The organism is Streptomyces corallincola (assembly GCF_019104725.1).
GTDB classification, from domain to species: Bacteria; Actinomycetota; Actinomycetes; order Streptomycetales; family Streptomycetaceae; genus Streptomyces; species Streptomyces corallincola.
Genome location: NZ_JAHRXF010000030.1, coordinates 44,417 through 68,323, shown reverse-complemented (window position 1 = coordinate 68,323; position 23,907 = coordinate 44,417). Strand labels below are relative to the sequence as shown.

The 23,907-nt window shown below is 71.5% G+C and carries 12 protein-coding genes; 4 read left to right on the top strand and 8 right to left on the bottom strand.

Annotated features, from left to right (window positions below):
• Positions 1–7,110, bottom strand: a 7,110-nt coding sequence (locus KUM39_RS28595) for a pentapeptide repeat-containing protein (RefSeq protein ID WP_281425724.1), incomplete at its 3' end; no start/stop codon positions are given.
• Positions 7,111–7,406: 296 nt separating this feature from the next.
• Between KUM39_RS28595 and KUM39_RS19060 the strand changes: the two genes are divergently transcribed.
• Both KUM39_RS19060 and KUM39_RS19055 read left to right on the top strand, forming a co-directional pair.
• Positions 7,407–8,315, top strand: a complete 909-nt coding sequence (locus KUM39_RS19060) for a hypothetical protein (RefSeq protein ID WP_217786910.1) — start codon at positions 7,407–7,409, stop codon at positions 8,313–8,315.
• Positions 8,316–8,399: 84 nt separating this feature from the next.
• A complete protein-coding gene (locus KUM39_RS19055) occupies positions 8,400–8,717 on the top strand; it encodes a hypothetical protein (protein WP_217786909.1) in 318 nt (105 codons plus the stop codon).
• Positions 8,718–8,807: 90 nt separating this feature from the next.
• On the opposite strand, the gene KUM39_RS19050 is transcribed toward KUM39_RS19055, so the two are convergent.
• The 5 genes from KUM39_RS19050 to KUM39_RS19030 all read right to left on the bottom strand — a co-directional run bounded on the left by KUM39_RS19050 (position 8,808) and on the right by KUM39_RS19030 (position 18,474).
• The gene (locus KUM39_RS19050; RefSeq protein WP_217786908.1) at positions 8,808–13,589 is read right to left on the bottom strand and encodes an FtsK/SpoIIIE domain-containing protein; all 4,782 of its coding nucleotides are present in this window, start codon (positions 13,587–13,589) and stop codon (positions 8,808–8,810) included.
• Positions 13,590–13,782: 193 nt separating this feature from the next.
• A complete protein-coding gene (locus KUM39_RS19045) occupies positions 13,783–15,450 on the bottom strand; it encodes a hypothetical protein (protein ID WP_217786907.1) in 1,668 nt (555 codons plus the stop codon).
• A gap of 360 nt (positions 15,451–15,810) precedes the next feature.
• Positions 15,811–16,800 (bottom strand): hypothetical protein, encoded by a 990-nt coding sequence (locus KUM39_RS19040; protein WP_217786906.1) that lies wholly within the window; start codon positions 16,798–16,800, stop codon positions 15,811–15,813.
• Positions 16,801–16,822: 22 nt separating this feature from the next.
• The gene (locus KUM39_RS28265) at positions 16,823–18,076 is read right to left on the bottom strand and encodes a WXG100 family type VII secretion target (protein WP_246620385.1); all 1,254 of its coding nucleotides are present in this window, start codon (positions 18,074–18,076) and stop codon (positions 16,823–16,825) included.
• A gap of 35 nt (positions 18,077–18,111) precedes the next feature.
• Positions 18,112–18,474, bottom strand: coding sequence for a hypothetical protein (locus KUM39_RS19030; RefSeq protein WP_217786905.1), 363 nt, complete (start codon positions 18,472–18,474; stop codon positions 18,112–18,114).
• A gap of 745 nt (positions 18,475–19,219) precedes the next feature.
• On the opposite strand from KUM39_RS19030, the gene KUM39_RS19025 reads away from it, so the two are divergent.
• Together KUM39_RS19025 and KUM39_RS19020 are read left to right on the top strand one after the other, a co-directional pair.
• Positions 19,220–20,329: an endonuclease NucS domain-containing protein gene (locus KUM39_RS19025; protein WP_217786904.1), complete on the top strand. Its 1,110-nt coding sequence runs from the start codon at positions 19,220–19,222 to the stop codon at positions 20,327–20,329.
• Between the two features lie 69 nt (positions 20,330–20,398).
• Entirely contained in the window at positions 20,399–21,214 is an 816-nt protein-coding gene (locus KUM39_RS19020; protein WP_217786903.1) for a phosphotransferase family protein, read from the top strand.
• A gap of 546 nt (positions 21,215–21,760) precedes the next feature.
• Here KUM39_RS19020 and KUM39_RS19015 read toward each other — a convergent pair.
• Both KUM39_RS19015 and KUM39_RS19010 read right to left on the bottom strand, forming a co-directional pair.
• Entirely contained in the window at positions 21,761–22,780 is a 1,020-nt protein-coding gene (locus KUM39_RS19015; RefSeq protein ID WP_217786902.1) for a tryptophan--tRNA ligase, read from the bottom strand.
• Positions 22,781–23,208: 428 nt separating this feature from the next.
• Positions 23,209–23,880, bottom strand: coding sequence for a contact-dependent growth inhibition system immunity protein (locus KUM39_RS19010; RefSeq protein ID WP_217786901.1), 672 nt, complete (start codon positions 23,878–23,880; stop codon positions 23,209–23,211).
• Between the last annotated feature and the right edge of the window lie 27 nt (positions 23,881–23,907).

Sequence of the window (23,907 nt, the reverse complement as noted above, 5' to 3'; positions counted from 1 at the left end):
GCTCGGGCCTGCGGTGCTCGGGCCCGCGTGCAGGGTGTCTGCCTGGTCCGACCGGCTCACGGCACCGCCACGCAGTCGGGGTGCCCGACCGTTGCCCGTGATGAGCCCGGCGATCTCCTGGGCGACACCGCGCACGGTGCGGCGGGCGAGCGGACTGTCCAGGGCGTCGTAGTGCTCGGCGACCGTGTCGTTGTCCACGATGGCGTGGTGGTTGTCCTTGCGGAGCTGGAGGTTGACCTCGTTGCGCAGCTCGTCCATGTTCATGCTCCTCGGGGCGGAGCCCACGGAACTGGGCGAAACCTCCCGCTCGGACACGACGCTCTCGGACACGACGCTCTCGGACACGGCGCTCTCGGACACGGCGCTCTCGGATACCGGGTTCTCGGGTACGGCGACCCGGTCGTCCGGCTTGAGGTCCACGGCCCCGGCGCCGGCGGTCTCCAGGCTGGTGATCTCGGTGTCCGTGGTCTCCAGGCTGGTGGTCTCGGTGTCCGTGGTCTCCAGACTGCTGATCTCGGTGTCCGCCGTCTTCAGGCCGGTCACCCCGGCGTTCGCCGTCTCCCGGGCCAGCCGACCGGTCAGGTCGTCGGCGAAGCCGGTCGTCGTGGTGGACCAGCCGCCGATGCCCTCTCCGGTGACCGCGCGGAACATGGACCGCGCGAAGGTCACGGAGTTGTTCGAGAACAGCTGGTACTGGGTGCTCCGGCTCTTCTCCACCTGGCGCAGACCGCGCGCGAGGTCCGCCGCGCTGATCCGTACCTCCAACGACACGTCGGGCTGGTGCATCGTGCCCCGCACGATGTCGGCCTTGACGCCCTTGATCTGGGTGAAAAGCCCGCCCTCGGTGCTCGTGGGGTACATGCTGACCGCGTGCGCGACGCCGCCGGGAAGGGCGATCTCCACCCACGCGTGCCCGACCATGCCGTCGAGCACGAGGTCCCGCGAGAACAGCGGGGCACCGCGCTTGACGTGCACCGAGAAGGTGATGTCGGCCGCGTCCCGGTCGGCCGCGTCCCGGATGTGGGCCCGCAGAGCGGAGTCGTCGAAGGCGCCACTGCCAACGGGAGCCGCCTGCGCGATGCCCATCGCCCGCTTCTTCCACAGGGCGTCGTACACGTCGGCGTCCCGCTCCAGCAGGATTTCCACCCGCTCCGTGAGCGCGGTGACGGCCGCGTCCCGGACGCTCGGTCCCGTCTTCGATTCGCGCCAGTTGCGGACCGCGTCCAGCACCTCCTCCAGCCGGTCGGTACGGGTCAGCGCCGCGGCGGCATCGCCGCGCTGGACCTCGGAGTGCAGTCCGGCGACGGCCTGGTCGATCTGCCGCAGTTCGGTGGAGCGTACGACTCCGGTCACCTGGGACTCGGACTGCCAACGCGCCTGTACGTCGGTCCACTCGACGCCTTCGGCCCGGACCGCATCGACAGTGGCCGGGATGGACGCGGAGTGCTCGGCGGCGGTGGTGGCGGGTGTGGCGGTGACCGCCGTCTCCGAGTCGTCGAACGCGAAGGGCTTACCGGCCACCGGACCCTGCCGGTCACCGGTGACGGACCCGGCCGTCGTGACGCCTTCCGGAAGCTCCGTGCCGCTCACGGTGTCGGGAGCGGTGGTGTCGAGACGGGTGGTGTCGGGACCGGTGGTGTCGAGGCCAGTGGTGTCGAGCGGGGTCGTGCCGAGGCCGGTGGTGTCGGTACCAGCGGTGTCGAGACGGGTGCTGGCAGACCCGGTGGCGTCGAGACGGGTGGCGTCGAGACGGGTGCTGTCGAGCGAGGTGGTGTCCGGACCGGCGCTGTCGAGACGGGTGCCGTCAGGACCGTTGCTGTCGAGACGGGTGCCGTCGCCGTGGCCGGTGCGGGCGCCCTCCGTGAGGGGCGCGCCCGGCGTCCCCGCGGTGTGCGGTGCCTGGACGTGGATGTCCGGCAGGGCCGTGCCGGAGCGGGCGCCGGCGAGATCCGCGCCCGCGCGGCCCGCGGCCGTGTCCGCCACGTCCGCCGGGACGGGGGTGTGCCGGGAGACCTCGGGGGCGGGAAGCCTGGCCGGGGGCTCGGACTGCAGACCGTGCGGGGAGGTCAGGTCTCCCTCGGCGCCGGGGGTGCGGTCCGGCGCGGGGACGGAGGTGTCGGTGCGGTCCGCCGTGCGGAGGTCCCGGGCGGCCGGAGCGTGTACGTCCCCGGCGTGCGCCTGTACGTCCGCGAGCGCCTCGCGGCCGGAGCCCTCCGGCACGCTGTGCTCCCCGGCCGTCCCCGCACCGGCGCCCGACGGCTCCGGGGCGCGGTCGAGGTGTTCGACGCGCGGCAGGGGCCGCGCGTCGCGCTCGGCGAGGGAGGTGTGGAAGGTGTCGCCGTGGTCCGCCTCGTGCTTCAGCCAGGCCTTGATGTCGTGCTCGTGCTCGGCCCAGAGCTGGTCGTACCGTTCGACGGTGCGTTCGCGGAAGTCCTTGCCGAGGTCGTCCACGGTGTCCGCGTGGACGGTGTTGCGGTAGCTCTCGACGCTGTCGGTGTGGCCGACGATGCCGTGGAAGTCGTCCGCGGAACGACCGAGGACCTCGTCCAGGGCCGTCTCGTGCTCGATGCGCGCCGCGAGGGTCGCCCGCATCTCGCCGAACGACTCGTTCCACGAGCGGGCGGTGGCCGGGCCGCCCTCCACGCCGGGGCGGCCGTACCGGAAGTCGTCACGGCCGAGATGCCCGAACCAGTGGTCGGCGACGGCCTTCTCCAGCCCCTTGTCGAACTCGGCCAGCAACCGCTCACGCTGGTGTTCGCTCAGGGTGACGAGGGAGTGGTCCCGCTCGAACGTGGTCACCGCCTCGTCGAACGCGCGGTGCCCCTCGGTCACGCGTACGTCCCGGAACTCGGCGTAGTCCAGGCGGGCGGCCAGGCTCCGCTCACCGGTGGCGTTCCGGACGAACGCGTCCCAGTCGCGCCCGGTACCGCCCGCGCCGGTGCCGCCCGTGCCGGTGCCGTGGAACTCGGCGTGGGCCGCGCGTATGTCGTCCCGCAGCGACGTGCGGGCCCAGTCGGCCGCGCCGTCGCTCGGCACCCGCTCGGGCAGCCCGCCCGCCGCGCCCTCCCCGGCCCTGGCCAGTTCGCCGTCCAGGGCCTCGTTGGCGTGCGCCGCCCAGCGCTCGCTGTCGCTGAGCTGCTCGACGCGGCCGCCGAGCCCGGCCCGCAGTTCGTCCACTCCGGTGCGGGCGGCGGCGCCCGGACCGTCACCGGCCGGGCCGAGCAGGCGCGCGTCGCCGCCGGTGGCGCCCGTGACGGCGTGGTCGAGGGCGCGCTTCATGTCGGCGCGGAAGGCGTCGTCCACGGCGCGCGCGTACGCCTCGCCGGTCCGCAGCCGGATCTCCGGCAGCGAGGCGGGGGGCAGCTTCGCGCCGTCCTCGGCGGCGCCCAGCGGGTTCGTGCCCGCCTCGCGGAGCGCCGCGTCGGCGGCCGGGCCGCCGTCGTCCGGCAGGTACCTGCCCTGGAACAGGTCGCGTTCGCGGAAGTCTCCGACCGCCCTCTCGACGTCGCCCGCGACCCCGTCCAGGGCGCGTTCGCGTTCCGACACCCAGTGGAAGTGCGTCGAGGCGTTCTCGCGCAGCTCGGCGCGGACCGCCGCCCAGGTCTCGGGCGGCACGTGTCCGCCGGGCGTCTTCTCGGCCAACGCCTGGTAGGCGTCGCCCAGTTGACGCCGGTAGGAGTCCTCGGCCAGTTGCCGGGGGGTCTTCTCCGGTGCGGCGTACTCCGGGCCGTGCCGGTCGGCGCGCAGGTAGTGCCCGCCGAACACGTCCTCGCGGGAGAACTTCGCCGCGATGCCGTCCACCTCGGCGGCGAGATCACCGGTGCCGTGCTCGAAGCGGGCCGCGACGTCGAGCCGGTCGCGCAGGGTGTTGTCCCGCCCGGCGCGGAAGTCCTGCCAGTCCGCGCTCTTCTGGGCGTCGGTGACCGGGCCGGACGACGACGGCGTGCGGTCGGGGCCCGGCCGGGCGGCGGGCGGGGTGAGCTGGTCCAGCCGGCCCTGGATGGTCCTGACGTCCATGTGCAGGCGGGTCAGGTCCTGGGCGGCGGCGTCCACCGCGAGCGACATCTGCTGTGCGTCGAGCTTCGCCGCCGCCTGGTCCACGTTCTCCGACGGCTTGTCGAGCCCGCCGCCGAGGTCGGTCAGCTCCCGCTCGGTGCGCGCCGCCTGGCGAACGGTGTCCTCGTAGTGGTTCCAGGCGGCGATGCGTTCGGCACCGGTCCTGCCGCCGACGCCGCCGGTGATCGCCTCGAAGCGGCTGCGCGGGGCGCGCGCCGCCTCCGCCGTCCCGTGACCCGACGGTCCCTCGGGGCGTACGGCCACGCGCTCCTCGGGGAACGCGGTGGGGGCGTGCGCGGCCGTGTGCTCCGCGGCGGGTGCCCTGCCCGCCGTACCGGACAGGTCGCCCGTCCCGGTACGGCGTCCGGCCAGGTCCAGCCCGTCGTGCGCCGAGACACCGGAGGCGTGCGTGCTTCCGGCGCCCGCCTCCGCGCCGTGCGCCTCGGCCGTGGTGCCGGTACGGCCCCCGCCGAGACCGTCGAGCGCGTCGGCTTCGCCCGCCCGTCCGGTGCCGGTGCCCCGGAGATCCGTGGTCGTCCCCGCACCGTCCGGGCCCCGCCCGGCACCGCCGGTGGCCCGCACACCGCCGTCCACGCCGGACGGCTCACCGGTACGGGTCACGCCCCGCGCGGTGCTGTTGAGGTCGGCCGCCTTGAGATCGGCGCCCTTGAGGTCGGCCCCCTTCAGGTCGCCGCCCTTGATGTCGGCGGCCTTGAGATCGCCGCCCGTCAGTCCGTGGGTGTTCAGGTCGGCGCCCCTGAGGTCGCTTCCCCGCAGGTCGGCGCCCTTGAGGTCGGCGCCCTTGAGGTCCGCGGCCCGGAACTCGGCGCCGCCGGGCTCGTGGACACCACCGCCGGTCCGCAGGTCGGCGGCGCCGGTGTGCGTACCCGGCAGGGAGTTCCCCTGCGTGCCCGGCAGCCGGGTCTCGCCCACGTGTCCGCCGGGCACGGCGGTGTCCACGTGCCCGGCGGACACGTGGGTGGCACCCGCCGGGGGCAGCGCGGCGTCGCCGCGCAGTCCGGTGACGGTGCCCGGCGCGGTGGAGGTACCGGCCGCCCCGGCGGTTCGGGCGTCCGTGGTGCCGAGTGCGGCGTGCACCTCGGGGGCCACGACGACCTTGGTACCCGCGTCGTTCGTCAGGGACATGGACTTGAAGTCCATGTGGAGGTTGGTCGCGGTGCGCAGGTCGTCGCCCAGGCGCATGGTGATGCCCTCGTGGGACATCTTGGTCACGCTGAGCTGGCCGTCCGCGAGCTGGCGCATCTCCGGCAGGCCGAGCGCGTGGAAGTCCGCCACGTGTCCCTCGGCCAGCCGGATACCCGACATGCCGTCGCCGATCGCGGTGTGGAGTCCGCTCCCGTTGGCCGTCAGGCCCAGTCCGCTGGTGCGGGCACCGACGTTCTCCGCGTGCAGGCCGCCGAGTCCGGCGCCCAGCGGGGTGCCGGTGGCCGCCGAGCCGAGGTGTCCCCCGGCGCCGCCCATGTCGCCGACGCGGGAGAGGTCGATGCCGCCGAAGTGCGCCGCCGAGGGCTGCAACAGGCCGCTCGCGGAACGGTCGTAGCCGGTGGCGTGGTCGAGCGCGGTCAGATGGCTGGAGAGGGAGGAGTTCGGGTCGAGCCCGCCGAGGGTGTGCGCCATCGAGTCCGGGGTCACGCCCGGCCCCAGATGGATGCCGCCGAGCCCGGTGCCGCCGGTGTGCAGCCCGCCCAGGCCCGCCCCCGGGCCCCCGGGATTCCCGTGCCCGATGCCGCCGAGGCCGCCGAGTCCGGCACCGCTGCCGGGCGGTTCGACCAGACCCGTCGTCAGGCCGCCCAGGTGCCCGTTCGCCCCGCCGAGGTGCAGGTCCGTGGCGCCCAGTCCGAGGTGACCAGAACCGGCCAGCGACCCCACGTGCAGGGCGCCGCCGAACGCCGGCTGGGGCAGGCGGGCCCACGGGGTGCCGAGCCGGGTGCCGAGGCCCATCTTGATCGCGGCGCGGGTGCCGATGCCCAGCTCGAAGAAGTCCAGCGGAAGCGTGGCGGTCACCGCGAATCGGGTGCCGAAGCTGACGGCGTAGACCCCCAGTTTGCCCAGTGTCGAGGTGGCGCCGACGGTCACGATCCGGAAGTCGTTGGCGAGCGCCCCGCCGATCAGCTTCAGATTGCCGACGACGACTTTCACGGTCTTCAGCGTGAAACGGCCGATGGCGCGCAGACCGATGAGGGTGAGGCGCGGCAGTTTGGTGAACCCGGTGACGATGGAAGTCAGCAGATGGGGGTTGGTCAAGAGGTGGGTGATGCCGTTGCCCAGGCCCTTGACGCCGCCGCCCAGGGTCTTGGGCAGCCCCTTCAGCTTGCTGAAGATGCCCTTGTACAGCTGTCCGACGTTCATGCCCTTGGTGGACGGGAAGAGGACACCGACGATGGCCAGCACCAGATCGACCCCGCTCGCCCTGCCCTGGGCGAAGTCGATCGCGGTCTTGATCAGCAGGGCGACGTTGACGGCCAGGGCGAGCAGGCCGACCCAGCCGCCGAAGATGGCGCCGAGGATGCTGAGGATGAGCGCCAGGATGCCCAGCGCCATCATGAGGATCTTCCACTTGTCGGCGGGCTGCTGGATCAGCCGGCCGGCCTCCTCCAGCCGCTCCGAGTACCGGACAGCGGCGTCTCCCCACTCGTCCCCCGCCGCCTGGGCCTGGTGCCTGAAGGCGTCCAGCGCCGGGTCCTTCTTGTCCAGGCCCTGGGCCCCGGACAGCGCCTGGTCCGCCTTCGCCTGGGCGTCCTGCATGGCGTTGGCGTAGTCGAGCGTCGCGGGCGAGGCGATGGCGAAGGACTGGTCGAGCGCGGTGATGAAGCCCTTCAGATGGCCGTCGATCCTGCCGCGTACCGCCTCGGCGGTGCGGCCGACGAAACCGTCCTGGGAGTTGCTGAGCACCCGGTCGAGACCGGAGTTGACCTCACGCGCGAGGTCGCCGAGGGTCTCCATCTCGGTGTGCAGCGCCCTGAGCACGTCGGGATCGCCCGGCGTGGGGTCGTTGTGCATCCCCAGCGGACTCCAGTCACCCGGCCGTCCCATGACGTCTCCCTCTTCTGCGGTTGCTCCGGCTGCTCCGGTTGCTCCGGCTGCTCCGGCCTTTCCGGCACGTGGCCGGGGCGTACCTGGTACGCGCCACGCGCCCGGCCCGTGGCCGTGCACCGGCCAACGGACCGCGCGGTACAGGGAACACGGATTCCGGCCGGGGGAGAGTTCACCGCCGGAAACCGGAACATGCCGTATGCAGCTTTCGGCGGCCACGGACGGCCCCGGTGAACCAAACACCTCCCGCCCGTCGTGTGGAGGGGGAGAGCGCCGACGCACAAGGAGGACTCGACGTGCCGGACATCGTGCTCGACTACGAACTGCTGCACCGGCTGGGACGCGACATCGAGACCCTCAAGCACCGGATTGAGGAGAGCAACGCGGGGCACCGCGACTTCGGCTGGTGGGAGGTGGGACCCGGGGTGGCCCAGACCCTGGACGGCTACCGCCGGGGCTGGAAGAACGCGTTCAAGAACGCCACCGAACTGCTGGAGTCGCTCAGCGGCACCTACACGGCGGTCGCGCAGCAGTGGTTCGACCAGGACGCCTCCTACGCGGCCATCGCCAACGAGCAGGCCGCGGGGTTCACCCACAGCATGTGGCTGACGAAGAAGATGTCGTACGACACCTGGGAGCGGCTGAGCCACACCTACCAGGCCGTCACCATGTACGACGACGACGGCAACCCCTACCTGATGGGTGTCCCGCTCGCCGACCCCCACAAGCCGCCGCCCGAACCCGGCGCGGAGCCGTCGGGGTACTCCTACACCGCTCCGGACGGCAGCAAGCACGAGACGACGTCCGCGTACAACCCCGACGGCAGTCTGCACTCCAACGAGACGTCCATCTCCAACGGTGACGGCACGTTGCAGTACCACGAGAAGACGACCTTCGGCGAGCACGGCAGCTACGAGTCCGTCGTGAAGCACCCCGACGGCTCCACGGTCCAGGAGACCGTGGTCGGCAACCCCGACGGCACCGGCACCAAGACCGACGTGGTCACCGACACGAGCGGCAGGACCGACAAGACCGTCTACAGCGGCACCGGCCTGGATGGCGACAACCCGGTGTGGACCAAGGAGTCCGGCGGCTACGGCCACGCCCACGACGACAAGAAGACCACCGACCGGGACGGCAAGACCCACACCTCCGACGGTACCGACACCGGCGCCAACACCGGAGGCACCAACCGGAAGCTCTGACCGCGCCAACGACGGCCGGTCCGGACCGCCCGCCCCGCCCCACCAACCTCAGCCCACTCGACCCATCACCCTGCGAGGACAGTCATGCCTGTTAACGGCAACAACGTACAACTCGATTACAAGGCCGTCGACGAGGTCTCGAAACAGCTCAACGGCGCGGTCGATGATGTGGTTCCGCGGCTGGAGGTGCTGCGCAACTCCGTGGACGGGCTGCTGAGCTCCGGTCTGTTCCTGCAGCAGACCAGCCCGGCCATGCAGCACGCCTACAGCCAGTTCACCGTCCAGCTCACGCAGGTCGTCAACAAGATCAACGACTTCGCCAAGCAGTTCATGGACATCAAGCAGCAGATCGCCGACATGGACGCCACGCTGTCCACCCAGATCAACGAGAGCGGCGGCTGACCGGAGCGGCGGGGCCGCCGAAAAGGGGGCGCCGGGCGGGATGTCCGCCCGGCGCCCCCTTTTTCCGCGCCTCGTTCCGCCGCGCCTGGCTCAGACCCTGTCGCGTGCCGGGTCGGTCTCCGGGACCAGCACGGTCAGCAGACGCCCCCGGTCGTCGGTGGTGTAGCCCCGCCCGGTGACCCGGCCGGACCGGATCAGGTTGTGCGGCAGCCGCAGCCCGAGGATGTCGCCCTCGCCGATGGACTGGGGGGACAGCAACAGGCCCTTGCGCGAGCGCCGTACCTGCCCGAGCCAGCTGCTCAGCGGAGACACCAGCGCCTCACCGGGACCCGCGCAGACGATGCCGAGCCCCCGGTCCCGACCGGAGGCCGCGATCTCCCGCATCACCGCGTCCGCCGGGGTCATCGGCACCAGATCCGCGTCGTCCACCAGGACGACGGCGGGTCCGCCGCCGACCTCCTCCAGCGCCGCCCGCACGTCCTCCTCGGCGGGCATCAGGGACGTGATCACCCGTGCGCCCGCCCGGCCCGCGAGGGCACGCAGCGGCGACTCGCGCGGCGCCCACGCCACCACGCCGGTGCCGCCGCCCAGCAGGGACAGCGCGAGCGACGCCAGCGCCGTACTGCGCCCCGAACCGGGCGGTCCCACCACCACGAAGTTCGACGCCACCGTGGTGAAGTCCACCCAGACCGGCGCCACGTCGTCGCCGCCGATGCCCAGCAGCCCGCGGGACACCCGCCGGTCGGCGACCTTGGTACGGCCGTACGCCTCCGCGAACGGCACCGCCGACGGCAGGCTCTCCACCCGGAACGGCCGTGCGGACAGCGGCACGTCCTGGTCCCGGCGGGCGGCCTCCCGGCCGATCCGGCGCATGGCCTCGGCCTGTTCCTGGCCGCTCGGCCCGCCCGGCAACATCGCCACCTGGAGTTCCGCGCCGGTGTCGGTGCGGAACGCCCGGCCCGGCGGCGGGGACGAGGGCACCCGCGACCGTTCGATGCCGTGCATCGAGTAGTCACCGGCGTCGTTCATCCGCAGCAGCAGCCGGTTGTCGTTGAGGGCCGCGATCCGCCCGGCCATCAGCGCCCGCTCGGAGGTCGCCACCACGTGGATACCGGCCGAGGCGCCCTCCCGGAGCAGCGTCCCGACCTGGGACACCATCCGGCCGTCCTCGATGTCACTGACCAGCGCGCTCAGGGTGTCCCAGCCGTCGATCAGGACCATGAGGTGCGCCGGGCGGTCCGCCGCGGGCAGCGCACCGCGCAGTTCGGTCAGGGTGGCGGCCGAGTGCCGCGCCAGCAGTTCCTGCCGGGAACCCAGCTCGGCGGTCAGCCGGTTCAGCAGCCGGGTCAGCCGCTCCAGGTCCGACCGCGGCACCACCGCGCCGGTGTGCGGCAGGTCGGCGAGCGCGCCGAGGGCGCCGCCGCCCGCGTCGATCGCGTAGAAGTGCACGTCCGCCGAGGAGTTGGCACGGGCCAGGGCACCGGCGATGCTGCGCAGCGTCTGCGACCTGCCCGAGCGCGGCATGCCCAGGACGTACAGGTGACCGAAGGCGTCCAGGTCGAGCAGGACCGGCGGCTGCGCCTGCGCGGCGGGCAGGTCCTCCCGCGCCCAGACCGCCGGGACCAGCCGCCCGTCCTTGCGCGGCGTGCCCGGCGCGGGCAGATCCGTGAGGTCGATGGCGGCGGGCAGCGGGGGCAGCCACGGACTCGGCTGCGGCTCGAAACCGGTGCTCCGCGCCGCGTCCCACACGGCGTCCACCAGCGCGACCAGATCGGTCGGCCCGTCCTCGCCGTCCAGGTCCACCAGGTCCTCCTCGTCCCCGTCCGGCGACTCCACGGCACGGCCGAGGCGCTGCCACGGCAGCGGGAGGGTCCACAGCGTGGACTCGTTGTCCGGGACGGGCTCGCCGTCCGGGGCGGTGGCGGAACCCGGCCCGTCGGCGGCCGGGGAACCCGGCGCGGCGGAGCGGGAGGAGGAGGGGGCGGGGGAACCGGCCGGGGGTGACGCCGGGGTGCCCTGCGCGGCCGGCTCCGGCGCCGCGCCCTCCGTACGCTCCACGGCCGCGTCCGCCGGAGCGGCGCCCCCGCCCGGAGCCGTCTCGTCCACCGGGCGCGGCGCGCCCACGAACGCGGTCTGGAAGCTCAGCGCGGAGCGGTGGCCCTGCCGGATCAGCGCCCGGCCCGGAGTGGCCGTGGAGATGCTCGCCGCGTCCGGCACGTCGAGCACGTCGAGGCTGTCCCCGGCGTCCGTGACGCGCAGCGAGATGCGCAGGTTGGTGTTGGCGCGGATGTCGTTGGTGACGACACCTGCGGGCCGCTGGGTGGCCAGCACCATGTGCAGACCGAGCGAACGGCCCCGCTGGGCGATGCCGACCAGACCGGGCAGGAAGTTCGGGAACTCCCGTGCCAGGGTGGCGAACTCGTCCACGATCAGCAGCAGCCTCGGCATCGCGCGCAGCGCGGGATCACGGCGGCGCATCGCCCGGTACTCCGGGTGGTCCTTCGCGCCCGCCTCGGCGAGCATGTGCTCGCGCCGCATCAGTTCGGCGGTCAGCGAGGTGAGCGCCCGTTCCACGAGGTGGCTGTCGAGGTCCGTCACCATGCCGAGGGTGTGCGGCAGCCGCACGCAGTCCTTGAAGGCGCTGCCGCCCTTGTAGTCCACGAGCACGAAGGACAGTTCGTCCGGCCGGTTCACGGCCGCGAGCGAGGCCACGAAGGTCTGGAGCAGCTCGGACTTGCCCGAGCCGGTGGTGCCCGCGATCAGCGCGTGCGGGCCGTCCTTGACGAGGTCCAGCACGGTCGGCCGGTCGAAGCCCTGGCCGACCAGGGCCGAGGTGGACGCGGGCCGCCGCTTCCAGCGCTCCGCGATCACCTCGCCGGTCGGCGGCTCCAGGTCCAGCAGGTCCAGCAGCGACACCCGGTCGGGCAGCCCGCCGGTCGCCTCCGGGGTCACGTCGTGCACCGGCGCCAGCCCGCGCGCCAGCCGCTCGGCCCACTCGGGGGTGACGTGGTCGGGCCGGATGCCGGTGACGTCCGGCATACCGGTACGGCGCAGGGTCAGGGTGTCCCGGCCGACGGCGACGACCGCGTTGGCCTCCTCCGGCAGCATCCGCTCCTCGCGGTCGATGCAGAGGAGGTAGATGCCGTACTGCGGGCCCTCCTTGAGGACCTGCACCATGCCGGGCACGTCCCGCAGCTCGCGCGCCCCGTCCAGCACGACCAGCATGTCCGGCTCGCTGAGCAGCGCGCCGCGCAGGGTGGCCTGCCGGGACATCGAGCGGACCCGGATCGTGTTGATCAGCTCGGTGACGCGGTTGGCGACCGTCTCCGCGTCGTTGCCCAGCAGGATGACCGGCGCGTCGTCCCCGCCCGGACCGGCCTGGGACCGGGCGTGCGGCAGCCAGCGCGCCCACTCCCAGGCGTCGGCCGCCCCGCTGTCGGTGAGGATGCAGACGCGCAGGTCACGCGGGCTGTGCAGGACGGCGGCCTGCGCCACCGCCCAGCGGGCCACCGAGCGGGCGGGCGCCTCGGCGCCGGCGATGCCGACGACCAGGCTCCCGGCCATGTCCACACCGATCGGCACGTCCGGGATCTGCCAGAAGACCGTCCGGTGGTTGTCCTCACGCGAGCTGTCGTCCACCTGGAGCAGGGACTGCTGGCCGGTGGTGCCGATGCGCAGGATCAGGTTGTCGGGGTCGCTGCGGCGCCGCTCCCACAGCCGGGCGCCGGGCCCGACCGCCATCAGGCCCACGGTCGCCGGGTCGGGCGAGGACGCCACCCGGACGCGGCGCTCGGCGTCCACCTTGGCGCGTACGTCGGCCTCCAGGGAGGAGCGGCGCAGCCGGTAGTTGGCGACCGACTGCACGAAGTCCTTCCGGCCGCTGCGCCGCCCGCTGATCCAGTTGCCGAAGCCCATGATCGGGCTGAGCAGGATGAACATCAGGAAGTAGTACGAGTGGAAGAAGTAGACCATCGCGAAACCGAGGAACATCGGCGCGATCATCATGAGGAAGGGGATGGGCCGGCGGCTCGGCTGCGACGGCGGACCCGGCAGCCGGAACGTCTCCGGCTGGAGCGGCGGCAGCAGGCGCGGCGGCCGGTTGAAGTCCAGCCCGGTGCCCTTGGGGGAGGGCACCACGGCCGCGTCCGCGAGCGTCGGCCGCGCCACGCGCAACAGGTGCTCGCCCAGGACGAGTTCACCGTCGAGGGGCCACTCGGTCCAGCCCTCCGGTACGGCACCGGGCGCGTCCGTGTCCACCGGAGGCCGCTCCGGCGCGGGCGGCTCCGGCGGCAGCGCGGTCACGTCGGCGCGCGGACGCGGCGGCGGCGGCTCGGGCAGCGACAGCCGCACCTGCGCGTCGTTCTCGGGCAGCAGGGCGATCACGGTGCCGTCCGGGCGTACGGTCAGCCGCACTCCGGTGTCCGGCACACCCGGTCCGGCCAGCCGCACCGAACCGCCCTCGGCCGGGCCCACCAGATGCGTGCCGAGTGCCAGCTCGTACACCTGGCCCGCCTCCGGGCCGCCGATCACCTGCAACTCGACGACCGGGGCGGCACCCGGCCGGGCGGGCGTCGGCATGGCGTGCCGCTCCGGCCCGAACCGCCCGCCGGACGGCCGCACGGGTCCGCCGATACCGATGGTGCTGCCGTCCCGCACCCCGGCCGACGCGAGCGTGCTGTCGGGGTCGAGCAGCCGGTCCCCGAGATACAGCGCCACGTCCTCGGCGGCCGTTCCGGGTTCCGGGTCCACCCCTTGGTGCGCGGCGACCAACTGCGGCGCCAGCCGACGCACCGCTGTCCCGGGCGCCGCGTGCACCAGCACGTCCCGCGTCTCCCCCCGCCCACCGGCGACAGTACTGACCAGAAGCTTCACAACCGGATGTCCTTCCTCGGACGACGGCACCCGACGGGGGTGGTGGGGATGGGGCGGTACGGGGTGGGGTGCGGTGCGGGTGGGGGACCGGTGCCGGGACGGTACGACCCGGAGCGGGACGGCGTGCGCGGCCCGGGCGTCCGCGCCGTACTCCGGCGGCCCCGGTACGGCGCGGGGCCGCCGGGCGGGCACCTCACGGCCGCTCCGGCCTCTCCGCCACGGCACCGGTACGCCCCTCGGCGTTGCGCTCCGGCGCGGGCGGGGCGGACGCGTGGGACACCTCGGGCTCGGCGAACAGTTCCCGGATCGCGTCGGCGGGCGGCTCGACGGGGCCCTGCGACGGGCGGGGAACAGCGGGCCGGGGCCGCCGCAGCGAGGCGTTGAAGGCGCGGGAGCCGGGACCGAGACCACGGGGACTGGGGACGCCGGTTCCGGCGGGGACGCTGGTCCCGGCGGGGACGCTAGTTCCGGCGGGGGCGCCGGACTCACGTCCGTTCACCGGCACGGGGATTGAGGCGACCTCGACCTCATCGGCGGTCGCGGCAGTGGTCGTGACCGTAACCGGTGTCCCTGTGTCAGGTGTCCCGGTGTCCGGTGTCCCGGTGTCCGGTGTCCTCGTATCCGGTGTCCCCGTGTCGGCACCGGAGTCGGCGGCCTCCGACGGCACGTCCCGCTGATCGGAACCGACGGCCTCGGCGACATGGGCGCCGCCTCCCGGCTCCTTGGGCACGGCGGGACCCGAAGGCCCCGGGGGTCCACCCGGACCGGTCGGGCGGCGCCGCGTGCGTCGGGCGAGGCGGGCGACGGCGGGGGCGAGCGGTGCCGCGTCGGCGGCGAGGCCGAGACCGGGCGCGCGGATCTCACCGCGCCCGGTGACCCGTACGTCGAGCCGGTGCCCGGCGACGGACCCGGCGACGACGGCGAGGAGCACGCCACCGGCGGCGAGCCGGGTCAGCCGGGCGCCCTGCTCGGCGTCGGGGGAGACACAGACGACGACCACGGGCCGTACGGCCGGGGACTCCGCGTCGGCCCCGGCGAGCGCCGACGCCTCCAGCCGGTCGAGCACGTCACTCAACTCGGGCCCGTCGTAACGGGGTTGAACTCCACGGGTGACGACGACCTCGACGGACCCGCCGACGAGATCCAGGTAGGCGGCGACGGCCTGCACGAAGGAACGCCCGGCACGACGGTCCCCGTAGGCACTCAGCACCCGTGGCCCGCGCAGCAGATCCAGGAGAACGAGAGCCCCGCCGTCGAGCCCGAGGGGGATGAGGGCGCGAGTGAGGGGAGCGGCCCCGGACTCGGACTCGGGGTCGATCTCGGGTGCGTCCTCGGGGAGGTCCTCGGGGTCGATCTCGGGAAAGTCCTCGGGCCGGGCGGACCAGACGAGCCCGGTGTGGTCGGGGGTCCAGGGCGGGGCGGGCCGGGCGAGACCGCGCCCGGCGACGTAGACGGTGACCTCGCCCGCGAGGGACCGGGTGCCGGGCCGTACGCGCGCGGCGAAGGAGTGGGCGCCGGAACCGGCGGGGGAGAGGGAGCTGTCGGCGCCGTCGAGGGCGCGGTGGACGACGGCGGCGGGAGCGGGGGCGGCGACGAGCCGGTGGAGCTGCCGTATCTGCGCGCGGAACCGCAGGAACTCCCGTACGGGCGCGGAGAACGCGGACAGCGTCAGCCGCACCTCCCGCTTCAGCCGCCGCCAGGCCCGCCGTATGCCACCCTGCCGCTTGACCAGCCAGCGCAGCAGCAGAAAGAGGATGAGGAGCAGCTCGGCGAGCGCGACGATCAGCGTGCTGGTGGCGGAGTTCCACTGCAAGGCGACGGTCCGCGGCGCGTCCGCCGGGCTCACGGGGTGGATGTGCACGACGACCTCTCGACGGAAATACCGGCCGGAACGGACCCGAGGCGGCAACCGCACGAAGGGACCACCACCGCCCCCACCCGCACCGCCCCACCCCAAACCCGCTGCCCCCTACACGAGCCCGGCCCCCACAACGGTTCACCCGGGTGCGAAGTGCCCTGCTCCGACCCCGAGATCTGCGGGACCTACGGCGGGGGACGCGTGTGTCCCGACCTGGAGCGGAGCTGGTGGAGGAGACCCCTTAGAACGGCGTCGGACGGCCGTGAACGAGACCAGGACCGAGACCACCGGCACCGGGCGGTGATGCCGGTGCTGTCACCTCCTGAGCAGCGTGGGCAGGCCCCGGGAGGGACGGTCGAGGGTTCAGGCGCGGTGGAAGACGTCGAGTGGTCCGTAAGCGGTTGGCCTGCTGTCGGCCAGCTCGGGGTGGTTGCCGACGCGGTCCCGCAGGATGCCGACGGTGTCGGGCCACACGGTGAAGTGCCCTCCGCTGCCGACGAGGATGCGGTCCCAGTCCTGGGACGCCGAAGCGCCGGTCCGGTCGATGACGAACCCGAGGCACTCGGCCGTGTTCTGGTCGAGCGTGTGCACCAGTGCCGCGACCGCTTCCTCACGATCGGTCGCGGGGACATCGCTGAGGCGCAGCGTGATGCTCTGCGTCGTCTCGTCCGTGCGTCGCACGACGCCGGTGAGGGACTGGTCGTAGCCCTTCCAGCAGGTGAACTCGGCCCGTGAGCAGCGGTCGTCGGCCAAGGCGTCGGCCAAGGCCGTGCCGTCGCCCATCAGCGGATCACGGTTTCCGGTCGGCGTCTCACGGAATCCGAAGAGGGCGTTCGTGAGGGGGTGCACGACGGAGAGCCCGGCGGTCTCCAGACGCGTGAGGAGTTGTCGGGCTCGCGCACTGTTCAGCTTCGGCACGTACCAGGTGAAGAACCCCGCGGCCTTGGACGTGCTCGCGGCAGGAGCGCTCTCCGGGAACTCCCCCCGGAAGATGTACCGCGCCTGTTCGTCGGGCACGGTGGGGACCGTGTAGTTGGTGGCCCGGATGTGGTCCAGGAACTCCTGCGGCAGGGCCGCGTGGTGTCGGCGTACGTAGTGCACCAGGTCGGTCGGCCACAGCCAGGTGCCATCGGTCACGAGCGAGCCGGCGCCCGTGATCCATTCGTCGCCGGTGAGGGCATCACGCTCGGCGCCCATCGTGGTGTAGATCTCCGGGGCCGATTCCAGGTAGGCGAGGATGCGGTCCTCGTCCCAGGGCCCACTGTCCTGCACGGCATCACGGAGGGACGGCGCGTCGTCCGGCGTCGCCGACCGGCCGCCGATCTCCCGGTAGAAGCCCGCTCGCTTGATCATGTTCACTCCTGTGAGCCTGCCGCTAGTGGACCACGGGCAGGTAGGTGCGCCAGTAGCCATTGTTGCCGATGGTGGGGGTCTGGTTGAGGCCGAGCTGGGGGGACGTCCCCACCTTGCTCGTGGGCGCCGTCACGGCCACGCCGAGCTCGTTGGCGAGGGACTGCGCGAGGGGCAGCTCGGGCGGTCTCGCGTCGGCGCCGGAGTAGCAGGAGATGAGGCGCACCGGTTCACCGTGATAGTTGGGATTGCTGCGGATGGCGTCCGCGATGTGGTTGGGGTGCACTTCGAAGTCCGTCAGGGTCTTTCCCGCGGCGTTGACGCGGCCGGGGACGAACACCCCCTCGTCCGTGCCGTGGATGACCACGTCGTGGACGCCGGGGACGCGGGCGACCCGTTGCAGGTTGTTCAGGGTGCGCTCGTCGTAGCCCACCGTGGTGGTGTTCCTGCCGAAGTAGACCGGGTCGCCCGAGACCAACTCGTAGTCCCCGGCCCGCGCCGGGGCTGCGGGGATCTTTGAGTCCGGGGACTGGATCAGCTTCCAGGTACGGGACTTGCCCATCTCGTCGAGGGCCGCGCTGTTCAGGCGGAAGCCGCTGAACAGGCCCTCCATACCGCCGTTCTCGGCGACGATTCGGGCGGTGCTTCCGCCTGCTCCGAAGGCGCCGCCGTACGCCATGCCGTAAAGAGCGGAGTTACTGACCTCGTCGAGGCTGAGGCCCTTGCTCTCTCCGGTGGCCACGGCGACGGGCTGGGTGACGGCCAGGTCGATGGTGATCGATTCGAGGCCACCGATGGCCGCGGTGGCGAGGGTGGTGCCGGCGATGGTGGCGATCTCGGTGGAGACGGTCACACCGAGGGTGGCGGAGAGTTCGAGGATGGAGACGGTGGCTGCTGCTGCGGCGCCTTCGGAGATGCCGAGGGTGAAGACCGCGAGGGCGGTGCCGGCGACGATGGTGGCGCCGACGATCTCCAGTTCGTGTTCGAGGTGCTTGACGGCCTCGTGGACGACGTCGGCGTACTGGTCGAGGGCCTTGGCCATGTCACGGGCGCCGTCGATCATGTCCTGCAGCCAGCCGTGGCCGTCAGAGTAGTAACGGCGCCAGAACGGGTCGTCGAAGGCGGATATCGCCTCGCCCTTGTTGTGTTCGATGATGCCGCGCGCCGACTTGTTCGCGGCCGCGGTGACCTTCTCCAAGTCGTCGGCGAAGCCCCGCCACACCGTGGCCGCATCCCGCAGACCGCCCTCGTCGGCATCCGGCCACCACATGCCGGTCATGTCTTGGACGATCTTTTTGGTCTTGTCGGCTGCACTCACTGCGCGGTCCCGTTGCCGTCGTGCGGGGCGGGCTTGATCTTGCCGAACATCGACCGGACGAGCAGTTCGTTGTCGATATGGCCGTCGGCCATATCGGTCATGGCTGCCTCGATGCTGGCCAGGCCGAGCGCGAGAATCCCGGCAGCGGCCTCCATCTTCGTCACGCGCGGGCCGTAGTGCTCGTGGAACTTCTGCCCCTGCTCGTCATCGCCCCACGGCGAACCGGCCGCCGCCAGACCGGTCTTCAGCTTGGTCAGCGCCTTCGCCAGGTCGGAGCTGTGCGTGTGGAAATGTGGGGCCGTAGCCTTCAGATCGGCGATCTTGATGTCGAGTATCTTGCCGTCGCTGTGGTCGCCCATGTCGTCGTCTGTTCCCCCTGAGTCGGCTGATCGGCCAGAAGACGCTAATGAACTCAAGCGGTTTGCGGTCGCGATGCTGGCAAAAGGAGGGCAAAGTTTCGACCGAGTGCGGCAAAAGGCAAGAGAGCGTGGCCTGAACCGGAAGGTTGTTGGCGCGCTTGCGCCGGTGTGGCTATGCGGACCTGCGCTCACGATGGACGTTGACGCCCACGGTAGTGCGGCAGTGGGCCAGTGCTCGTCGGGTGTCGGCCCTGCCTCATTCGGCGGACAGGTCGGCGTGGCCACGTTCGGATATCTCCGTCGAAATTGCCGTCGCGTACATTCTGAAGAGCGGTGGCGTAGCCGACTTGGATGGCATTGTTGATCAGTTGCTGGATCCCGGTGGGTGCGACCGAGATCCCAGCCCCCGAACCGAGATTGGCAGCGGCGTGGTCGGCCGCCTGCATGCCCTCATCGAAGACCGCTGCCATGCGCCTACCCGCAACGGCTCGTGCGGCCTGCGCGAAGTCTTTCTGTGCGGGCGAAGTCATGGGGGGCCAGTACCGGGCGGCATCACTGGGTGCCGCGTGCAGCGGATCGGTCTGGCGCGAAGTGGCTGGTCCGAGGCGTTCGCCAGTTGGTCCTGGGCAGACAGAGAAGAACTCGCACGGGCTGGTAGCCCTGTGGCAGGGCATGCCAATCTACGGGATCTCGCGGCAAGTTCAGCAGGCTTGTCGCGGATTCCGGATCGAGGGAGGGGCGCACGGTGCCGTTGGAGTTCGGGTTGTGGAGGGTGGACGACAAGCCGGTGCGGGTCGCTATGCGGCCGATGCGGTTGGAGGCCCGGCTGGAGGAGCTCATAGAGGCAGACCCGGAGATCCTGGGGAAGCCGCTGCTTCTCATCGGTCGGCAGGTGCAGACCGACCACGGCAAGGTCATCGACCTGCTCGGCGTGGATGCCGAGGGCACACTGCACGTCTTGGAACTCAAACGTGACCGCACGCCCCGCGAGGTCGTCGCCCAGCTGCTCGACTACGGCTCCTGGGTGCAGGACCTCAGCAATGAGCAGGTGCGTGAGATCTACAGTGTCTACGCTCGAAGCCGAGGGTTGGCGGAAAAGCTTGACGAGGCGTTCGCGCTGCGCTTCGGCGGCAGCCCGCCGGAGGAGCTGAACAGCACCCACACCCTCACGGTCGTCGCGAGCGAGGTTGACGCGGCGACCGAGCGGATGGTCACCTACCTGGCCTCCGGCTACCAGGTCCCCCTCAACGTGCTGTTCTTCCGCTACTTCGAGGACGAGGGCCGGTCCTACCTGGCCCGCACCTGGCTGATCGACGATGCCGATGCGTCCGTGGCGCCCGTGGGAACCACGAGGCGGGCCAAGCAGGAGCTGTGGAACGGCACGGATTGGTACGTCTCCTTCGGCGACGAACCAGGAGGCCGCAGCTGGGAGGACGCCCGCCAGTACGGCTTTGTGTCGGCCGGCGGCGGGGAGTGGTTCTCCCGGACGATCCGCTCCCTGCCCGTGGGAGCCCGGCTGTTCACCCATATCCCCAAGGTGGGTTACGTGGGCGTGGGAACGGTGTCCGGTGAGCCCCGCCCCTTTGACGAAGCTGTCCTCACCGTGGCCGACGAGAGTCGGCAGATGTCCGACCTCCCGCTCCAAGGCGGCTACCGGCCCGACAGCGGACCGGCGGCGGAGAGCGGCACCACCGGGGACCGCCGGGAGTGGATCGTCCCCGTCGTCTGGGAGCGGTCGGTGCCGAGGGCGAGGGCGTTCTGGCGGCCGGGCCTCTTCGCGAACCAGAACTCCGCCTGCAAGCTGCGAGCCCGCTTCACGATCGACGAGGTGTCCCGCCACTTCGACATCGGTTGACCCATACCGACAGCCCCGAGGAGCGAGGTGGGGCACGCGGTTCGTGGCAGCGACGACAGGATCGCTCTCATGTCCGGTCAACGGAGCACTCACGAAATCGAATTGCGGCCCGATTCGGTGACCAAGCGGTTCCGGAGCGGGGATCGTCAGCGAGGTGAGCGCGAGTGGCGGGCTTTGACGTTGCTCGCAACCTATGCGCCTGGCCTGGCTCCTGATCCGTGGGAGTCGGATCTTTCAGCGGCAAACCCTACGGTGGTCATGTCCAGGCTGGTCGGCATGCCTTTGCGGGGACGCTCTCTCGAAGGCGGCCAGATCAAGGCGCTGGCGGCCGCGGTGACGAGGATGCACGAGGCCGTGCCGCCTGAGGTTCTGGCCGAGGTACCTCTCAGGCCGGGGCGCCAGGACGAGCTCATCGCCCACCTGCACTCCTGGTTCCCGAAAGCTCGGCCCCGGGTCAACCACGAGGTGGGCCGCGCTATGGACCGTGGCATGGATTGGCTCGCCCAGTCACCCTTGGAATCCGCTGGTCGCCCAGAGGTCCCCAACGTCTTCGGGCCCGGAGACGGCAACCTCGCGAACTACCTGTGGGACGGCGACCAGGTCCAGGTCGTCGATTTCGAGGACTCGGGTCTCAGCGATCGTGCCTTCGAGCTTGCGGAGATCACTGAGCACGTGGGCAGCTGGGTGGAACACCCGCTGGCTGTCGAGGCATTCCTCGCGCACTTCGACCTGACAAGAACCGAATCGGTACGGCTGGTGGACTGCCGTCGGCTTCTCGCACTTGTCTGGTTGTTCCTGCTGGCCTCCGACGACGCCGACAACCCGAGAAACCCGCCCGGCACCGCAGAGCGGCAAGCCAGTCGGTTGCTGGATCTGCTTGCCTGAGATGTGTGCCGCATCTCGTTCCCGGCCTCGACGCGCACAAGCTCGCCCGCTTGGAGCCGGAACACCTCGAAGCCTTCCACCGGAGGATGCGGGAGTCCGGCAGCTCCGCCGGTACTGCCCACCACGTCCACCGCACCATCCGGGTCGCCCGTGGTGAAGCCGTACGGCGGGGGCACGTCGTCACGAACGCGGCGGAGATGGCCAAGGCGCCCCGCATCGAAGAGGAGGACATCGAGCCGCACACGATCGAGAAGGTGCAGAGCCTTCTTGTAGAGGTGGCCAAGCTTCGCAACAGCGCGCGGTGGGTCGTGACCTTGGCACTGGGTCTGCACTGGGAGGACGCGGACCTCGACGCGGGGCAAGGTGGCGGAAGCCCAGGGCCGGACGCCGAATCCGTCGGTAGTTGTTGCCGACCCGGGCGGACCCGCCCCTGGCTGGGGACGGGTCGGCAACCTGGTCGTCTGCCTGCCGGGCAAGTGGACCACCGCTTGGCACGGCGCGGACCTGGTCGCCGAAGCCGTAGTGCGGCGCGGTTGAGGAGCGTGCTCAGCCGATGCCGATTGCCTTCCTGACCTGCTCCAGTACGGGCTTGGCCCGCGCCCGGGCCTTGGACGCCCCGACCGCCAGCAGCTCGTCCAGCTCGCTGCCGGGGGCCATGAGCGCGTCGTAACGCTCCCGCATGGGGGCGAGCCTGCCGTCCAGCGTGACCAGCAGTGTGTTCTTCAGGTCGCCCCAGCCCATCCCGCCGGCCTCCAGTCGGGACCGGACCGCCGCGGTGTCCTCGGGCGTCGCGAAGTGCTGCAGGATCTGGAAGACGGCGGAGGTGTCCGGGTCCTTCGGCTGCTCGACCGGAGTGCTGTCGGTCGGGATCTTCCGCACGACCTTGCGCAGCTCCGCGGTCGGCGCGAACAGCGGGATGGTGTTGCCGTAGGACTTGCTCATCTTGCGTCCGTCGGTCCCCGGCAGGGTGCGGCCGCTGTCCTCCTGCGGCACCACCGCCTTCGGCAGCTTCAGGCTGAACGTGTCGCCGTACACCGCGTTGAACGCGCCGGCGATGTCCGCCGCGTACTCGACGTGTTGCAGCTGGTCCTTGCCGACCGGCACCAGGTCGGTGTCCATGATGAGGATGTCCACCGCCATGAGGACGGGGTAGTTGAACAGCCCCATGTTGACCCCGGCGTCCAGGTCCTCGTTCCCGGCCTCGCGGTTGCGGTCGCGTGCGGCCTTGTAGGCGTGGGCGCGGTTCATCAGCCCCTTGGCGCTGAAGCAGGACAGGATCCAGTGCAGCTCGAAGATCTCGGGGACGTCCGACTGCCGGTAGAAGATCGTGCGTTCGGGGTCCAGGCCGGCCGCCAGCCAGGTAGCCGCCACGGAGCGGGTCCACCGGCGCAGGAGCTCGGGGTCACGCACCGAGGTGAGCGCGTGATGGTCCGCGATGAAGTAGATCGACTCCGCACCCGACGCCAACTCCAGCGCGGGCTTGATCGCCCCGATGTAGTTGCCGAGGTGCGGCTCACCGGTCGGCTTGATCCCGGTGAGCGACACCTTCGCTTCAGCAGTCAGCATGCGCGGAGCCTAACGGGGTCATCCGCACTGCAACAAAGGCGAATTGACCCAGCCGATCCTGATCCATTCCGGCAGTTCGGTCTTCGACGACTCTCGTGCAGCGCATCCGGGACCACGGCGGTCTCCCCTCCCCCGTGTCCGGTGGGATGGCCCTTCGACATCGTGCCCGGTGAGGCACTGGCGGAGGATACGAGATTCGAACTCGTGAGGGGTTGCCCCCAACACGCCTTCCACATGTTCGTCCGAGGGTCCGGCGGAGGCCGTACCCGTCCTGACCTGCGGCGGAGCGTTCGGGGCGGGCCCGTCCGGATGGGGCCGGACGGGGGTGAATGAGACCAGAAATGAGACCAGGACGCGCATGAGAGGCGCGCTCCTATGCTGCCCACGCGGTGCGCCGGGGCGATGGCACATGCCCTCGCTCGGCCGGACTACGGACGCGGTCGGTGTTGAAGGATGCCTTGCATGTCTCGGAGCCAGCGGCGCAGAGGGACGTCCTCTGGCGGGTAGACCTGGAGGCCGAGGATCTGTGTCGCCTGGTCGAGTTCGTTGTCGCCCTCGACCAGGGCCAGGAGGGTGCCGATTTCCTTGGCTGCTTCGTCGATCGTCTCCGGACCGTTGGCGTCGAGGTAGTCGGCCAGGGCTTCTCGGTGGGACGCGTAGAACTTTGAGAAGTTCTGGTGGAAGTAGCCACCCAGCAGGTCCTGGACCTCAGGGAACTGCTTGGCCCACTCCCAATGTGTGCGGGGAGTCTCCGCGTGTTCGTAGTCGCCGCCGTGCCGGATCCGGTCCAGATGGTCTCGGGCGAGGGCCAGGCACTGCTCGACGGTGCGATCGGCGGGTGGCTTGATGTGCGGGAGAGTGGCGACCTCGTCTGCGATCTGCTCGCTGAACAGGCCGACGGCCAGTAGGTCGTCGATCTCGGCGATCACCGTGTCCAGCAGGCCGGGAGCGCGGACGGCCTGGCGGATGTAGGACTGGAGGGCCTCGCCTGGTTCTTGGGGTGTGTCCGTGAAGGCGTATCCCGCTGAGGCGTAGGCGTGGAGGAGGTCGTGGACTTCGGGGAATCGGATGTGATCCAGGAAGTCTTCGGAGTGGATCATGGGCCGGTCCTTGGTGGCTTGTTGGTG

What these genes read in the sequence shown, in the direction of transcription:
- KUM39_RS19055 (WP_217786909.1), top strand. Translation starts at nt 8,400, where the DNA reads ATGCCTGTTAACGGCAACAACGTACAACTCGATTACAAGGCCGTCGAC.
- KUM39_RS19040 (WP_217786906.1), bottom strand. Translation starts at nt 16,800, where the DNA reads ATGATCAAGCGAGCGGGCTTCTACCGGGAGATCGGCGGCCGGTCGGCG.
- KUM39_RS28265 (WP_246620385.1), bottom strand. Translation starts at nt 18,076, where the DNA reads ATGACCGGCATGTGGTGGCCGGATGCCGACGAGGGCGGTCTGCGGGAT.
- KUM39_RS19030 (WP_217786905.1), bottom strand. Translation starts at nt 18,474, where the DNA reads ATGGGCGACCACAGCGACGGCAAGATACTCGACATCAAGATCGCCGAT.
- KUM39_RS19020 (WP_217786903.1), top strand. Translation starts at nt 20,399, where the DNA reads ATGTCCGGTCAACGGAGCACTCACGAAATCGAATTGCGGCCCGATTCG.
- KUM39_RS19015 (WP_217786902.1), bottom strand. Translation starts at nt 22,780, where the DNA reads ATGCTGACTGCTGAAGCGAAGGTGTCGCTCACCGGGATCAAGCCGACC.
- KUM39_RS19010 (WP_217786901.1), bottom strand. Translation starts at nt 23,880, where the DNA reads ATGATCCACTCCGAAGACTTCCTGGATCACATCCGATTCCCCGAAGTC.